The sequence below is a fragment of the Duganella sp. GW822-FHT06D06 genome, assembly GCF_058799615.1.
Window position 1 is genome coordinate 64,139 of record NZ_JBXALQ010000017.1, and the last position, 12,971, is coordinate 77,109.

Sequence of the window (12,971 nt, forward strand, 5' to 3'; positions counted from 1 at the left end):
AGTTCCGCCAAAGTTTGCTCATTTTGCGAGATCTGCCGCGCCTGCTACACCACCGCGCTGCTGTGAACCACCGCCAACTGCCACTGGCCCTTGTCCGCTTGCCGCCAGATGCGGGTGAAGCGCAGCAAGGCTTCGAAATTCTGTCCGCCGTAGGAGCCGTCGAGCTTGACGCAGATCGAGGTCATCGGCAGGGCCGCATTGCCCAGCACTTGCAACTCGACCGTTTCAACGCTGCGGAAGCGCAGCGTGCCGGAGCGGTGCAGCGCCAGGTCCTGCGCCTTGTCGATGACCTGCCCCATGTGGTTGGTGAACAGCAGGTCGTCGGCCAGGATCTGGTCCAGCTCCTTGACGTCCGAGGCCAGCATGGCCAGCCGCAGGCGCTCTTCGGCCGCGCGGATTTCCACGTGCCGCTTCAACGCGCCCAATACCTCGGGGAAGTCGCCCACCACCATCGGCCCGAACGCGGCTTCCTGCGGTCCGCTGATCTCGGTGCTGTAGCTGATGCGCGTCTGGCCCGATGGCAGCGCCTCGATGCGGTGGAACACCAGCACCCGGTTGCCGTCGACGACGGTCTCGTCGTTGAACTCCTGGTTCTCGCGCACCGCCCGCAGGGTGCTGGTGAAGATGGCGTCGCCTGGCACCTGCATGGTGAAACCGGTGCCTTCCGCGAACGGGCCGTGCAGTTCGATGTTAACGATGCCGGCGTTCCAGCGCTTCCAGCCGGCGACGTCCGAGAACAGCGCCCAGACCTGCGCCGGCGTGGCGCTGGTTTCTATGCTTGCTACGTGGGTCCACATGGAATTCTCCTTGATTCGATGGAGGCCCAGCATAGCGAAGCATTAACAATAAAGCGATCAGCGACTGGCCTGGCGCGCCACGGCGTCCGGTTTGGGCAGCGCGGCCGTCATGTCGACCCAGCTTTGCGGCTGCGGCTTGTTACGCTCGCGCACGCCGAAGAAGCTCACCACCAGCTCGCCGTTCTTGTCGAAGAATTCCACCGACGTCACGCCGGCGCGCTTGATCACGTAGCCGCTGTTGAAGGCGTTGTCGCGCAGGTGCAGATTGAATTCCGGGTCCAGCACGTTGAACCAGCCGCCCGCCTCCTGCACCTTGTTGACCTTGCCGCTGAAGATCTGGATCGTCGACTCATTGCCGAGGAAGGCCATGATGTCCAGCTTCTGCTTGGCCGATTCTTCCAGCAACTGGCGCACCGCCAGCGGCGTGACGCGTTGCACCGCGCTGGCCGGCGCCAGCCGCATCGCCTGCTCGCGCGAGACGCCGAACTCGGCCAGCAGACGGTTGAACTGGTGCACATCGGTCAGTTCGTTCCACGCCAACTGGAATTCCTTGGCGTCGACCGCGCTGTCCGGTTTCTCGGCCACCTTGGCTGGCGCGGCAACGACCTTCAGCTCAGCGCTCTGCACCGGGTTGCGGAACTCGGCCACCAGCTTGTCGAACACCGGCACGCCGGCCTCGCTCTTCACATAGATCTTGTGCGCGGCGTTGCCGTGCGTGTCGAAGAATTGCAGACTGCGCGTGAGCGCGCCATCCTTGCCCGGCTGGACCACGGCGAACGCGTACTTCCAGTTCTTGAAGGTGAAGCGCAGGTCGATCTCGCCGCCCAGGTAGCCGCCGGCGATGTTGCGCAGGCGGGCTTCGCGTTCTTTTTCCTTGTCGGCGTCGAGGCCGACGATTTCTTCCTGCGGCTTGAGGCGGGTGGCGACGCCGGTGCGTTCCAGCACGCCGTTGTCGTTGCGCGTCAGCGCCATGACGGTGCCCAGGTCCAGCGCCCGGCGCATGATTTCGCGCGGCACGTTATCGCCTTCCCGCAAGCGGGTGACGGTCTTGCCGATGCCGACCGCCAGCAGCTCGGCCTCGGAGACGTTGAGCGTCTTGGCGGCGTCGCGCAGTTGCAGCTTCGGTTGTTCGGCGCGCAGCGCGTCGTAGCGCTCGGCCAGGCTGGTGGCGTTGGCCGTCAGGTTGGTGAGCAGCAAGGCGCCGGTCAGCGCCAGGGCAAAACGGTGATGAGCTTTCATGTGGACTCCTTAGTAGATCACTTTGAGGTTGACCGCGTAGTTGCGGCCCGGACGGACGTTACGTTCGATATCGGCCAGCGTCGCGGCGGTGGTGCCGGCCGGCAGGCCGCGCGCCGACGCATAGTCCCAGTACTTCTTGTCGCCGAGGTTGTAGACGCCGGCGTTGATGACGGCGTGCTTGCCGATGTTCCAGTAGGCGGTCAGATCCATCACCGTCGAACCGGGCACGGCAAAGCGCGTGACGGCGGCGTCGGCGATGATGTCGTCGCCGGCTTTCTTGCCGCGCACGGTGCTGACCACCAAGGCCGCGCCGCCGCGCAGCGCCGGATCGTCGTAGGCGAAGGTGGCGTTGGCCTTGTACGGCTGGATCGACGACAGCTCGCCTTTCTTGCCGGTCAGGCGGTTCTCAGCCGTGCCGCGCGATACGCCGCCTGCCAATGCCACGCTATAGCCCTTCATCTGCTCGATCCACTGGCCCAGCAGGAACCGGCTGCTCACCTCGCCGCCCCAGGTGGTGGCCTTGCCGACGTTTTCCGGACGGAACAGGCCGGATGTAATGGTCGGGTAGTTGACCGGATCGGGCGCCTGCGCGGCGTATTCGATCAGGTTGCTGTAGCGGGTGTAGAACACCGAAGTGCTCAGTTCCACGCCGCTGCTTGGCCCACCTTTCAGGCCCAGCTCGAAGGCGTTGCTGGTTTCCTTTTTCAGGTTCGGATTGCCCAACACCGCGTAGCCGTTGCCGGCGCCGGTGTAGCTGAACGAATCGTAGGTGCCGGTGCGTTCGGCCGCAGTCGGCAGGCGGGTGCCGCGGCTGTACTGACCGTAGGCACTGAAGCCCGGCGCCAGTTCGACTGACAGGTTCAAGCTGGGCGTGAAGAAGGAATCGGTGCTCTCCTTGATTTCCTTGGCCGCGCTCGGCACGGCGATCAGGTAGGCCGCCAGGTTCTTCGGCGTCAGCTTGCGCTGCTCGCCGCGCAGGCCGGGCGTCAGCGTGGCCTGCCGGCCCAGCAGCGTGAAGCCGAACTCGCCCCGCACATAGGCGGCCAGCTTGTCGGTGTCCATGTCGGCCATGCGGTTCTTCATGGTGACCTGGTGCGCGCCGGTCTTGATGACGGTGCGGTCCTCCAGCCACGGACGGCGCGACTCCTGCTGCTCGTAGCTGACGCCGTAGCTCAGCAGGCTCAGCGGATCGAGCTGCCTGGTGGCGTCCAGCGCCAGGCCCTTGCTGTTGTTGTAGAAGCCGGTCGAGATATTGCGCAGGTAGGGTTGGCCGCCGGTGAGGTAGCTGGCGCGGGTCAGGTCCACCACCGACGAGTTCTGCGTGTAGGCGCGGGTGTCCAGCGTGTCGAACAGCAGACCGGAACCCGGCGTGTAGCGATGCTCGACGCTGTAGCGGGTGCGCTCGGTGCGCGAGTCCTGGGTCGTGCCTTCCGGATAGGTCGGGCCCAGCTTGTTGGAGAAGATACGGTCGTGCTGGGCCTTGTAGTTGTCGACGGTGAAGTTCAGTTGCTGGTCGCGCGCCAGCTTCCAGTTCAGCTTGGCCAACACGGCGTCGGAGCTCCAGTCGTCCGGGTTTTGCGGCGCGCTGCCCTTGCTCTTGCCTTGCTCGCCTTCGCGGTGCACGCCGACGATCAGGCCTTTCAGGTTTTCGCTGAGCTTGGCGGCGGCGGTCACCGCGTGCATGCGCTGCGCGTGGTCGGAGGTGTAGCCGAACTTGTAGTCGGCGTAGAGGTTGCGCGTGCTCAGGTAGTCTTCCGGCGCCTTGGTGATGAACGAGACCGAGCCGCCGATGCCGGGCGTGCCGGCGCCGGCCGGGCTGGTGCCGGAACCGATGCGCACTTCGCGGAAGGTCTCGGGATCGAAGTAGTCGCGGCCGATGCCGAAGGCGTTGGTGCTGGTGCCGTCCGGTTTGGGCGCGGCCTCGGGCAGCGCGACGCCGTCCAGTTCCAGGCTGACGCGGTTGCCTTCGACGCCGCGGATATTGAAGCCGGTATTGCCGGCGCCATCCCAGATATTGCCGGATCCGCTGGCGGCGGCGGGGACGCTGACCAGCGGCGAATAGCGGGCGATGTTGGCCATGTCGATGGCGTTGTTCTGGCTGATCTGCTCGGCGGTGACGACGACGGCGGCGCCGCTGCGGGTGTTGCCGCTGTCGTCGCGCTTGGCTTTGACGACGATCTCGCCCAGCGCGGTCGCGACGGGCGCGTCGGCGGTTTCGGCGGCATGGGCGGGCAGCAGCGCGGCGCCCAGCAGGGTCAGCAAGGCGGATTGCACCGCCAGCGTGACGGCGTGGAGGGACAAAGGCGCGGCCGGATGCCGGGCGCCCGAAATGATAGCGGCCATAGAGTTCCAAGAGTGGGGTGACGGCTGGCTCTCGGACCTACGGCGATTGCTGGCAAAAACACATCTTAACAATAATGATTCTCATTTACAAGCATCGATTGATTCTACGCGTATCTTGATGGGGATCAACAACCTTCCATGGGGCGGCCCGCAGAATACCGCTTCTACGCGATGACTTAACCCCACCGGAGGTCCACGATGGTTGCAAATGCAAACGGGAAAATTGTACAACTCGGATCGTACCAGGCGTCGAAGCAGAACAACTCCGTCTCCGGCCTGTCGTCCGGGGCCTTCATGACGGTGCAGCTGCACTTGGCGCGCTCGGCCAGCTTTGCCGGCGCCGGCATCATCGCCGGCGGGCCGTTCCGCTGCGCCGAGACCTACCAGCCGAGCGGGCTGGTGACGCCGGAGGATGCCCGCATCGAGAACTCGCTGTACATCTGCATGAATCCGCTGACCGCGCAAACCGGCCCGGATGCGCGCCGTCTGGTCGCCATGGCCAGGAACACCGCCGAGGCGGGCCTGATCGACGACATCGCCAACCTCGCCGACGACCGGCTCTACATCTTCACCGGCAGCAAGGATGACAAGGTGTCTTCCGACGTCGTTGAAAAAACCCGGCAGTTCTACGAAATGCTGGGCGTACCGCAGCAAAATATCAGCTACCGCGACGACGTGCCCGCAGGCCACAGCATCATCACCGACAACCCGGAAGATTCGGCGCTGGAGCTCAACCAGCCGCCCTACATCAACAACGGCGGCTTCATGCAATCGCACGACATCCTGCGCCATATTTACGGCGACCTGAAGGACCCGGTCGAGCAGCTCGCCGGCAAGTTGCTGTGTTTCGACCAGCGGGAATTTGTTGGCGACGATGCGCCGTGGGCCAGCATGAGCCACTTCGGCTACGCCTATATCCCGTCCAAGGTGCTGGCCGGCAGCGTGAAGCAACCGCGCGTGCATATCGCCCTGCACGGCTGCAAGCAAGGCTACAACTACACCGACTTCGTCAACGGCCGCGCCGACACCGCCAACCAGCCGCCGTATGGCAACCGCTACATTACGACCACCGGCTACAACCACATCGCCGAAAGCAACGACATCATCGTGCTGTATCCGCAGGCCGAAGGCACGGACAACGGCCAGATCCAGAATCCGGACGGCTGCTGGGACTGGTGGGGCTATAGCAACAAGAATGAAAACTCACCCTACTATTCGCGCGATGCGGTCCAGATCAAAGCGATCCACGCCATGCTCGACCGCCTTTGCGCTTGAGCGAACCAGGAGTATGCAATGAGCAAATTTCCCATTTCCATGCCAAAAGACGGCGTCGTCGCCGAAACCGTGGCGCTGGCGACGAACACGATGGCGCCGCTGGCGCATGCGATGACCGCGCAACGACTGGTGCAGAAAGACGCCACCCACCTGCTCAACAACGGCACCATGACCCTGGCGCTGGCGGCGAAGCTGTGGGATCCGGTCGTCTGGAGCGAGTGGACCCAGTTGCAGGCCGCCATCGTGCAGCGCCTGTACACCCAGCACCAGGACTGGCACAAGGGCTGCGCGATCCTGGTCGATGACTACGGGCAGCTACGGCAGGCCAACACCATGTCCAAGCTGCTGGAAAAGCAGGGCAATCTCATCTCGCAATCGACCGCGTTGCTGACCAGCCAGGCCACCAATTTCATGGTGCTGCTGGAAACCATCGACGTCGATTTTGGCTACTGGGCCAGCCAGAAACTCCAAGGGGGTCAAGTCTGACATTCGGACACGAGCCCAGCTGTAGAAGGTTAAGCGGCCGAGCTTGTGTCCGAATGTCAGATCTGACCCCCGGCGTTTTTTTAGCCGGCGAGGTAGTTATTTTTCACGCGCACGTAGTGCTCGGCCGAGTACTTCAGGTAGGCGATCTCCTCGTCGGTGAGCGCCCTCACCTTCAGCGCCGGGCGGCCAACGTACAGATGGCCGCTCTCCAGCACCTTGCCGGGCGAGACTAGGCTGCCGGCGCCGACCATCACGTGGTCCTGCACGACGACGTCGTCCATGATGATGGAGCCCATGCCGATCAGGCACTCGTTGCCGATGGTGCAGCCGTGCAGCAGCACCGAGTGGCCGATGGTGACGTAGTCGCCGATGATCAGCGGCGAGCCGTCCGGCTTGGCGGCGTTCTTGTGCGAGACGTGGCCCATGGCGAAATCCTGCACGTTGCTGCACGCGCCGATGACGATGCGGTTGACGTCGCCGCGCAGCACGGTGTTGCACCAGACCGAGCTGTCGCGGCCGATGCGCACGTCGCCGATCACTTGCGCCGAGGCGTGCAGATAGATGTCCTCGCCGAGGACGGGGCTGGTGTTCAGATAGTTCGATACAGGCATGGCGTTAAGCGACATAAGTGCTGTCGCCGTGCGGCGCAGCTTGGAAGGCAGGCAACGCTTCAGCCTGGCGCGAGAATTCAACTTGCAGCGGATAGCGCGACGCATCGACCACTTCCGGCAGCATCTGCTGCATGAAGTGCCAGGTCACGGCGGTCATCACGCCGGCATGGTCCAACTGCGCCACCGACAGCGGATGCGCGCGCAGCTCGGCTTCCAGCGCATCGAAGGCCGCCAGCATCTGCACGGTCACGCGCTCGGCCCACGGCTGGTGCACGGTCGGACGCACCATGCGCTCGTACACCAGCTGCACACCCTTGTCGCAGGCGGCCAGCGCCAGGCCCAGCACGCGCAGCGAGCGCAGCAGCTCGGTCGGCATCGACGGCGTCAGGCGGCTGGCCGGCATGGCCAGCGCTTCCGCGTACTGCACGATCAAGGTCGAGTCCATCAGCACGGTGCCGTCGTCGGCCACCAGGGTCGGCGCCTTGACCACCGGATTGAGCTGGCGGAACTGCTCGAAGGTGCTGAACACCGACAGCGACTGGTGCTCGAAGCGCAGGCCCATCAACTGCAAGGTCACCGCCACGCGGCGGACGTAAGGGGAATCGAGCATGCCGATTAGTTTCATATTTTTCTCCAGTAGTTATGTCAGCAACTAAGCCAGCGCCCACTCGGCGGCCTTGCGCGCATGAATGGCGGTGGTGTCGAACAGCGGCACGTCGGCGTCCGGCTGCGCGACCAGCAGCGAGATCTCGGTGCAGCCCAGGATGATAGCCTGTGCGCCCTGCGACACCAAGCCGGCGATGATGCGGCGGTACTCGTCGCGCGAGGCGTCGACGATGCGGCCCAGGCACAGCTCTTCGTAGATGATGCGGTGGACGATGTCGCGGTCGTGCTGGTCCGGCACGATCACGTCGAGGCCGTGACGCTCGCGCAGGCGGTCCTTGTAGAACGCCTGCTCCATCGTGAAGCGGGTGCCCAGCAGGCCGACCTTGCCGTAGCCGGCGTGCTTGATTTCAATGGCGGTGGGATCGGCGATGTGGAACAGCGGAATGTCCACCGCCGCCTCGATGGCGTGCGCCACCTTGTGCATGGTGTTGGTACACAGCACCAGGAAATCGGCGCCGGCGGCGCGCAGCGAGCGCGCGGCGTCGGCCAGCAAGGCGCCGGCCGCGTCCCAGTCGCCGGCATGCTGCAAGCGCTCGACTTCGTGGAAGTCCACGCTGTACAGCACCACCTTGGCCGAATGCAGCCCGCCCAGATGCTGCTTGACCGTCTCGTTGACCTGACGGTAGTAAGGCACCGTCGATTCCCAGCTCATGCCGCCTATCAGTCCGATTGTTTTCAATTGCGCTCCTCCAGAAATCCGGCCTCGCGATCCGCAGCCTCTGGACGCAAGCATACACGGCGCGGCGTTTTTCCGCTGCGGACGCGCTCGCTTCAGGCTTCTGGTCGAGCGTAGCTGACGGTCAGGATTTCCCACTGGTGGCCGCCCGGCTCGTTCCAGTAGACGATGCTGCCGCCGTGGTAGCTGCCAACCTGATGATCGACCTCGGCATGCACCGAGCTGCGATAAGGAATGCCGGCGGCCCTGATGCGGCCAAGGATGGCGTCGAAGTCGGCCTGTTCCACGCGGAAGCAATAGTGCTGCAGCGGGATGGGTTCCGGCCACTGGTCGAAGTCGATGGTCAGGCCGTCGTTGACGAACACCGGCGCGAACGGACCGACGCCGGTGGGCGACCACGGCACGTCCAGCAATTCCGCCAGCTGCTTTGCCGCCACGAGCTTGTCGCGCACCGGCACCAATAAATGATCAAGATGAATAGTCATAAGCACCTCCACCGCCATTTTAAAACAGCCCGGCGGCGGCAGGCGCGAGTCAGGACTGCCGGCTGGAAGCCTGTTGCGGCGCGGCCTGTTGGCGCGGACGATAGTTCGGCGCCAGCAGCTTGTATTGCTGGCGGCGTTTGAATTCCGCGTCGCGCTGCTGCCAGGTCGGGCCGTTGGCTGGCGGCGCCGGCAGCACGGTCGGCTCGCCGTTCATTTTCAACTCGGCGATGGGCGCGTCGCCGGCATCGTCCTTGTTGTCGGTGTAGTGGATGCGGCCTTGGGCGTCGGCCCATTTGTAGATTTGCGCGTGGCTGCCGGCGCTGGCGCACAGCAAGGTGAAAGTCAGTAGTGTGCGGAACATGGAGGATTGTTCTCATGAAGAATCGACCCGCCGATTGTACAAAAAATTTCCATATAGAAATCTATTGAAATGTCACCACTATTGCAACAGCACCACCGCACCGCGCACGATCGAGCGCACCACGGCCATCACGTCCCAGTTGGTCAGGCGGATGCAGCCGTGCGATTGGGTCTTGCCGATCTTGCCCGGCTCGGGCGTGCCGTGGATGCCGTAGTGTTCCTTGCTCAGCTCTATCCACGCCAAGCCGACCGGGTTGTTGGGACCGGCCGCGAGGCGGGCCTTGGCGTCGCCGGCCTTGGCGTCCCAGAACAGCTTGGGGTTGTAGCGGTATTCGGGATTGGTGGCGACGCCGCGCACCTGCCAGCGGCCTTCGGGCAGCGGATCGTGCTTGCTGCCGGTGCTGGCGGGGAACTGCGCGAACGGCATGCCGCCGGCGTCGAGCAGGGTCAACGTGCCTTCGCGCGCGTCGACCAGGATGGAGCTGGCTTTCGGCAGCGGCTTGGCGGCGGCCACGTTGGGCACCGTCAACTGGGTGCCGGCGCGGGTCAGCGACTTGCCGGGATTGAGGCGGCGCAACAGATCGGGGCTGCAATGGAAACGTTCGCCCAGCGCTTCTACCAGGCTGGCGTAGCCCAGCGCGGGCAGCTTGGCCTTGGCCATCATGCCGGCCGGCACCGGCGCGTACGGACCGGCGACGTCCTGCGCGGTGATGGTGTAGCTGTCCAGCACCGGCGCCTGGTCGCGCTCCAGCTCGGTCCAGGTGGCGGCATCGAGCACGCCGGTCAGCGGCAGCTGGTGCAGCTTCTGGAAGCCGCGTATGGCCTGGCGCATATTGCTGCCGTAGGCGCCGTCCATTTCGCCCGACGAAAAGTGCGCGCGGTCCAACAGCACCTGTGCCCGCAGCACCTGGGCGCCCTTCGCGGGCGGCCCGGCGGTGGCGGCGTTGGCGATGCCGGACAGCGCCAGCACTGCCGCAAAAAATAAGACTCTCAAACCAAAACTCGCAGAACGAAGGGGGCGCCTATTCTAGCTTAAGCGTGCTCGCCGCGGCGCTTGCAAGTCAGGCGGCGGCGTCGTTGATAACCGCCTCGATACGATGGCCATCCGGGTCGACCAGGAAGGCGGCGTAGTAATGGTCGCCGTAGTCGGAGCGCAGGCCGGGGGCGCCGTTGTCGCTGCCGCCGACGCGCAGCGCGTCGGCGTGGAAGGCGTCCACGGCGGCGCGGCTCGGCGCGGCGAAGGCCATGTGGAAGCCGGCGCCCGGCGCTGCGGCGGCGTCGCGCTGCTTCAGGCACAGCAGGTCCTTGTCTTCTTCCAGGCCGTAGCCGATGGCTTCATCGTCCTCGAATACGCGGCGAAAGCCGAGCGCGCCCAAGGCGGCGTCGTAGAAAGCGCCGGCTAGCGCAAGATCGCGCACGCCAAATGAAATGTGATGCAGCATATTAGGAATCCAGTTTTTGATTGATGGCGCCGGGATGGATTGCTACTCCGGCTTGCGGTATTTTTGCATCACGTCGCCGAGGCGGCCGCGGTGCGCGTCCAGCCAGCTCCACAGCGCTTCGACCTGCTCGCGATGGGCGCGGTAGTAGTTGGCGTTGAAGGCCAGCCACAGCCGTGTGTTGATCAGCGGCTGCGGCAGTTGCACCACCGCGCCGCGATAGCGCTTCAGCGTGGCCGCCAGGTGCTCGGGCTTGACCAGGTTGACCACCACGCCGTCCACCCGGCCCAGCTTGAGCTTCTCGATATTGCGCTCCAGGTCGCGGGCGCCGTCGTCCAGCGTCAGGCCGGACTCGCGCAGGCGCGCGTTGTAGCCATTGCCCTGCGCCGAACCCAGCACCCTGCCGCGGAAGTAGTCGTTGGGATTGGTAGCGGCCGGGATCTTGTCCTTGGCGCGCACCAGCACCACCAGCGTGTTGTGCAGCGCGCGGTTGCGGTCGACGTTGCCGTCCCTGTCGCGCGGCAGCGCGATCTCGGCCGCGTAGCTCGGTTGTTCGCCGAGCGGCGTCATGTCGATGTCGCCCGATTCCAGCGCCACCCGCAGGCGCGCCACCGGCAGGCGCACCAGCGTCGGCAGGCAGTTGAAGCCGGAACCCATCACCGCATTGCGGATCAGGTCGACCGCCGCGCCCGGCGGTTCAGGCACTTGCTCACCCTCGCCTATCCAGTACGGCGGCCGGTTCTGATCCATATAGCCGACCCGCAATGGCGTGCAGACGCCCGCGCCATGCGCAACCGGGACAAGCGTGGCCAACATCAGCAGTATGCCAGCACGGATCGTCATGGAGGACTCAGTGTTCGGGAGGTTTGGGCGCCAGCGGCGGCGGCGCTGCGGCCTGGCCCTTGCCGACGATCTGGATGAAGATTTCGTTTTGCTTGATCATGCTGAGCTCGTAGCGAGCACGCTCCTCCACTGCGCCGGTGCCGTCCTTGAGGTCGCGCACTTCGGAGTCGAGCTTGGCGTTGCGGGCGATCAGTTCCGCGTTTTTCTTGTGGGAGGCGTCGACCTGGCCCTCGAAGTCCTTCACGCGCAGCCAGCCCCCCTTCCCCAGCCAGAGCGGGTACTGTATCAGCAGCAGCAGGGCTGCCAGTGCGAGGGTGATCAGACGCATGGAATCGACAGCGGCCGGAGCTGGTCCGGCCGCGCTTGCTTAATTACTTCAGATTATAGAACGCGTCGCGGCCCGGGTAGGAAGCGATATCGCCCAGATCTTCTTCGATACGCAGCAGCTGGTTGTACTTGGCCATGCGGTCCGAACGCGACATCGAGCCGGTCTTGATCTGCAGGGCGTTCATGCCAACGGCGATATCGGCGATGGTCGAATCTTCGGTTTCGCCCGAACGGTGCGAGATCACGGCGGTGTAGCCGGCGCGCTTGGCCATCTCGATGGCGGCGAAGGTTTCGGTCAGGGTGCCGATCTGGTTGATCTTGATCAGGATCGAGTTGGCGATGCCCTTCTGGATGCCTTCTTTCAGGATCTTGGTGTTGGTGACGTACAGGTCGTCGCCCACCAGTTGGATCTTCTTGCCCAGTTCCTTGGTCAAAATCGCCCAGCCGTCCCAGTCGCCTTCGTGCATCGCGTCTTCGATCGAGATGATCGGGTACTTGTCGCACCAGGTCGCCAGCAGGTTGGTGAACTCGGTCGAGGTCAGGCTCAGGCCTTCGCCTTCCAGCTCGTACTTGCCGTCCTTGTAGAACTCGGACGCCGCGCAGTCCAGGCCGATGGCGATCTGGGTGCCTGGCTCGTAGCCGGCTTCTTCGATCGCCTGGATGATCAGCTTGATCGCTTCTTCATGGTTGGCCAGCGATGGCGCGAAACCGCCTTCGTCGCCCACCGAGGTGCTCAGACCCTTCTTGTGCAGGATCTTCTTCAGCGTGTGGAACACTTCGGCACCGTAGCGGACCGCTTCCTTGAAGGAAGGTGCACCGACTGGAATGATCATGAATTCCTGGATGTCCAGGTTGTTGTCGGCGTGCGCGCCGCCGTTGATGACGTTCATCATCGGTACCGGCAGTTGCATCGCGCCCGAACCGCCGAAGTAGCGGTACAGCGGCAGGCCGGCTTCTTCAGCGGCGGCCTTGGCCACGGCCATCGACACGGCCAGCATGGCGTTGGCGCCCAGGCGGCCCTTGTTCTCGGTACCGTCCAGGTCGATCAGAGTGCGGTCCAGGAAGGCTTGCTCATTGGCGTCCAGGCCCATGATGGCTTCCGAGATTTCGGTGTTGATGTTCTCGCAGGCTTGCAGCACGCCCTTGCCGAAGTAACGCTTCGGATCGCCGTCGCGCAGCTCGATCGCTTCGCGCGAACCGGTCGATGCACCCGACGGCACGGCGGCGCGGCCCATGACGCCCGATTCCAGCAGCACGTCGCATTCGACGGTAGGATTGCCGCGCGAGTCAATGATTTCACGTCCGATGATGTCAACAATAGCACTCATGTCATTCTCCAAAGTTAGGCGATGCGAAGTCGCTACGCGTACTGATGCGCGTTGCGGACGAAATAACGGGGATTGTACCCGGCGCAGGAGCGCCAC

At 64.4% G+C, this 12,971-nt stretch carries 15 protein-coding genes; 2 read left to right on the plus strand and 13 right to left on the minus strand.

What is annotated here, in order from left to right:
• Positions 1-44: 44 nt before the first annotated feature.
• From AC1RMD_RS24985 to AC1RMD_RS24995, 3 genes are read right to left on the minus strand one after another with little or no spacing between them, the layout of a single operon-like run.
• Complete coding sequence (locus AC1RMD_RS24985; RefSeq protein WP_492930464.1) at positions 45-797, minus strand: DUF4440 domain-containing protein; 753 nt, start codon at positions 795-797, stop codon at positions 45-47.
• 57 nt (positions 798-854) lie between these two features.
• On the minus strand, positions 855-2,036 hold the full coding sequence (locus tag AC1RMD_RS24990; protein ID WP_492930466.1) for a hemin-degrading factor: 1,182 nt from the start codon (positions 2,034-2,036) through the stop codon (positions 855-857).
• Between the two features lie 9 nt (positions 2,037-2,045).
• The gene (locus tag AC1RMD_RS24995) at positions 2,046-4,379 is read right to left on the minus strand and encodes a TonB-dependent receptor domain-containing protein (protein ID WP_492930468.1); all 2,334 of its coding nucleotides are present in this window, start codon (positions 4,377-4,379) and stop codon (positions 2,046-2,048) included.
• A 198-nt stretch (positions 4,380-4,577) separates the two neighbouring features.
• Between AC1RMD_RS24995 and AC1RMD_RS25000 the strand changes: the two genes are divergently transcribed.
• The gene (locus AC1RMD_RS25000) at positions 4,578-5,654 is read left to right on the plus strand and encodes an extracellular catalytic domain type 2 short-chain-length polyhydroxyalkanoate depolymerase (RefSeq protein ID WP_492930470.1); all 1,077 of its coding nucleotides are present in this window, start codon (positions 4,578-4,580) and stop codon (positions 5,652-5,654) included.
• A gap of 18 nt (positions 5,655-5,672) precedes the next feature.
• Positions 5,673-6,140: a hypothetical protein gene (locus tag AC1RMD_RS25005; protein ID WP_492930472.1), complete on the plus strand. Its 468-nt coding sequence runs from the start codon at positions 5,673-5,675 to the stop codon at positions 6,138-6,140.
• Positions 6,141-6,220: 80 nt separating this feature from the next.
• On the opposite strand, the gene AC1RMD_RS25010 is transcribed toward AC1RMD_RS25005, so the two are convergent.
• From AC1RMD_RS25010 to eno, 10 genes are all read right to left on the minus strand, one after another.
• Positions 6,221-6,751, minus strand: coding sequence for a gamma carbonic anhydrase family protein (locus AC1RMD_RS25010; protein WP_492930474.1), 531 nt, complete (start codon positions 6,749-6,751; stop codon positions 6,221-6,223).
• 4 nt (positions 6,752-6,755) lie between these two features.
• On the minus strand, positions 6,756-7,376 hold the full coding sequence (locus AC1RMD_RS25015; protein WP_492930476.1) for a glutathione S-transferase family protein: 621 nt from the start codon (positions 7,374-7,376) through the stop codon (positions 6,756-6,758).
• Positions 7,377-7,403: 27 nt separating this feature from the next.
• Complete coding sequence (locus tag AC1RMD_RS25020) at positions 7,404-8,096, minus strand: aspartate/glutamate racemase family protein (protein WP_492930478.1); 693 nt, start codon at positions 8,094-8,096, stop codon at positions 7,404-7,406.
• 92 nt (positions 8,097-8,188) lie between these two features.
• Positions 8,189-8,578, minus strand: a complete 390-nt coding sequence (locus tag AC1RMD_RS25025) for a VOC family protein (RefSeq protein ID WP_492930480.1) — start codon at positions 8,576-8,578, stop codon at positions 8,189-8,191.
• A 49-nt stretch (positions 8,579-8,627) separates the two neighbouring features.
• Complete coding sequence (locus AC1RMD_RS25030; RefSeq protein WP_492930482.1) at positions 8,628-8,939, minus strand: DUF4124 domain-containing protein; 312 nt, start codon at positions 8,937-8,939, stop codon at positions 8,628-8,630.
• 78 nt (positions 8,940-9,017) lie between these two features.
• Positions 9,018-9,932 carry a L,D-transpeptidase family protein gene (locus AC1RMD_RS25035; RefSeq protein ID WP_492930484.1) on the minus strand — a complete coding sequence of 305 codons (915 nt, stop codon included), beginning with the start codon at positions 9,930-9,932 and terminating at the stop codon, positions 9,018-9,020.
• Positions 9,933-9,999: 67 nt separating this feature from the next.
• Positions 10,000-10,380, minus strand: a complete 381-nt coding sequence (locus tag AC1RMD_RS25040; RefSeq protein ID WP_492930486.1) for a VOC family protein — start codon at positions 10,378-10,380, stop codon at positions 10,000-10,002.
• Between the two features lie 42 nt (positions 10,381-10,422).
• Entirely contained in the window at positions 10,423-11,220 is a 798-nt protein-coding gene (locus AC1RMD_RS25045) for a substrate-binding periplasmic protein (RefSeq protein WP_492930488.1), read from the minus strand.
• A gap of 7 nt (positions 11,221-11,227) precedes the next feature.
• Complete coding sequence (ftsB, locus tag AC1RMD_RS25050) at positions 11,228-11,548, minus strand: cell division protein FtsB (protein ID WP_492930490.1); 321 nt, start codon at positions 11,546-11,548, stop codon at positions 11,228-11,230.
• A 43-nt stretch (positions 11,549-11,591) separates the two neighbouring features.
• A complete protein-coding gene (gene eno / locus AC1RMD_RS25055; protein WP_332855572.1) occupies positions 11,592-12,875 on the minus strand; it encodes a phosphopyruvate hydratase in 1,284 nt (427 codons plus the stop codon).
• Positions 12,876-12,971 lie beyond the last annotated feature (96 nt).

Coding starts and splice junctions, on each gene's coding strand:
- AC1RMD_RS24985 (WP_492930464.1), bottom strand. CDS start 797: ATGTGGACCCACGTAGCAAGCATAGAAACCAGCGCCACGCCGGCGCAG.
- AC1RMD_RS24990 (WP_492930466.1), bottom strand. CDS start 2,036: ATGAAAGCTCATCACCGTTTTGCCCTGGCGCTGACCGGCGCCTTGCTG.
- AC1RMD_RS24995 (WP_492930468.1), bottom strand. CDS start 4,379: ATGGCCGCTATCATTTCGGGCGCCCGGCATCCGGCCGCGCCTTTGTCC.
- AC1RMD_RS25000 (WP_492930470.1), top strand. CDS start 4,578: ATGGTTGCAAATGCAAACGGGAAAATTGTACAACTCGGATCGTACCAG.
- AC1RMD_RS25005 (WP_492930472.1), top strand. CDS start 5,673: ATGAGCAAATTTCCCATTTCCATGCCAAAAGACGGCGTCGTCGCCGAA.
- AC1RMD_RS25010 (WP_492930474.1), bottom strand. CDS start 6,751: ATGCCTGTATCGAACTATCTGAACACCAGCCCCGTCCTCGGCGAGGAC.
- AC1RMD_RS25015 (WP_492930476.1), bottom strand. CDS start 7,376: ATGAAACTAATCGGCATGCTCGATTCCCCTTACGTCCGCCGCGTGGCG.
- AC1RMD_RS25025 (WP_492930480.1), bottom strand. CDS start 8,578: ATGACTATTCATCTTGATCATTTATTGGTGCCGGTGCGCGACAAGCTC.
- AC1RMD_RS25030 (WP_492930482.1), bottom strand. CDS start 8,939: ATGTTCCGCACACTACTGACTTTCACCTTGCTGTGCGCCAGCGCCGGC.
- AC1RMD_RS25040 (WP_492930486.1), bottom strand. CDS start 10,380: ATGCTGCATCACATTTCATTTGGCGTGCGCGATCTTGCGCTAGCCGGC.
- AC1RMD_RS25045 (WP_492930488.1), bottom strand. CDS start 11,220: ATGACGATCCGTGCTGGCATACTGCTGATGTTGGCCACGCTTGTCCCG.
- ftsB (WP_492930490.1), bottom strand. CDS start 11,548: ATGCGTCTGATCACCCTCGCACTGGCAGCCCTGCTGCTGCTGATACAG.
- eno (WP_332855572.1), bottom strand. CDS start 12,875: ATGAGTGCTATTGTTGACATCATCGGACGTGAAATCATTGACTCGCGC.